This is a genomic window from Paenibacillus sp. 01L418 (assembly GCF_056400045.1).
In genome coordinates this window covers 1-1,101 of record NZ_JBFTSN010000790.1, presented here as the reverse complement: position 1 = coordinate 1,101, position 1,101 = coordinate 1, and the positions used below count along the sequence as shown (strand labels likewise).

Here is a 1,101-nt window from a genome sequence, read left to right as displayed (position 1 = left end):
CGCCTGCATGAAGTCGGAATTGCTAGTAATCGCGGATCAGCATGCCGCGGTGAATACGTTCCCGGGTCTTGTACACACCGCCCGTCACACCACGAGAGTTTACAACACCCGAAGCCGGTGGGGTAACCCGCAAGGGAGCTAGCCGTCGAAGGTGGGGTAGATGATTGGGGTGAAGTCGTAACAAGGTAGCCGTATCGGAAGGTGCGGCTGGATCACCTCCTTTCTAAGGAAATACCCGGACCCGATGAGGTTCGGATAAACTTGGCAGTTTATCGCTTACTCGTTGTCAGTTTTGAAAGAGTAACCGCACCCCAAAAAGTGAAGATAAGCTTTGTAGCTTATACCGATTACTTTTCGGGGACCCCGGAAAACAACTTTCATAAGTCAAGTCATCCGTTTGGTGGCGATGGCGGAGGTGAACCACGCGTTCCCATACCGAACAYGACCGTTAAGCCCTTCAGCGCCGATGGTACTTAGACCGCAGGGTCTTGGGAGAGTAGGACGTCGCCAAGCAGGTGTTATGTTTTACACCTAACAGCAACCGCAAGGTTGTCTGTGATTTAYYTTGCACCTTGAAAACTGGATAACGAAAGAAAAGAATTGCTGAAACATCCTTTAGTTGTTTTTACGTAAGCGAGAGGTGTTTCGAATTGAAGACGGCTTTTGAAGACGTTATTTCTACCTCTAAAGAGGYTATTAATCAAAGAAATAAGGCTTCAAYGACGGATCAATCGAAATCACCACGAGCARTTGGTTAAGCTAGTAAGAGCGCACGGAGGATGCCTAGGCACCAGGAGCCGAAGAAGGACGTGGCGAACAACGATACCGCCCCGGGGAGCCGTAAGCAGGCATTGATCCGAGGATTTCCGAATGGGGAAACCCAGCTGTCGTAATGGACAGTTACTCTCAACTGAATACATAGGTTGGGTAGAGGCATACCAGGGGAACTGAAACATCTAAGTACCCTGAGGAAGAGAAAACAATAGTGATTCCGTCAGTAGCGGCGAGCGAACGCGGATTAGCCCAAACCAAGGAGCTTGCTTCTTGGGGTTGTAGGACGTCTCACATGGAGTTACAAAAGTGTTTGGTAGGCGAAGAGGT

Annotated in this window: 3 rRNA genes; all 3 read left to right on the top strand. The window is 49.6% G+C overall.

Annotated features, from left to right (window positions below):
• A 16S ribosomal RNA gene (locus AC1DSE_RS35665) occupies positions 1-223 on the top strand; the annotation flags it as partial.
• Positions 224-396: 173 nt separating this feature from the next.
• Positions 397-513, top strand: a 5S ribosomal RNA gene (gene rrf, locus AC1DSE_RS35660).
• A gap of 239 nt (positions 514-752) precedes the next feature.
• Positions 753-1,101 (top strand): 23S ribosomal RNA (locus AC1DSE_RS35655); the annotation flags it as partial.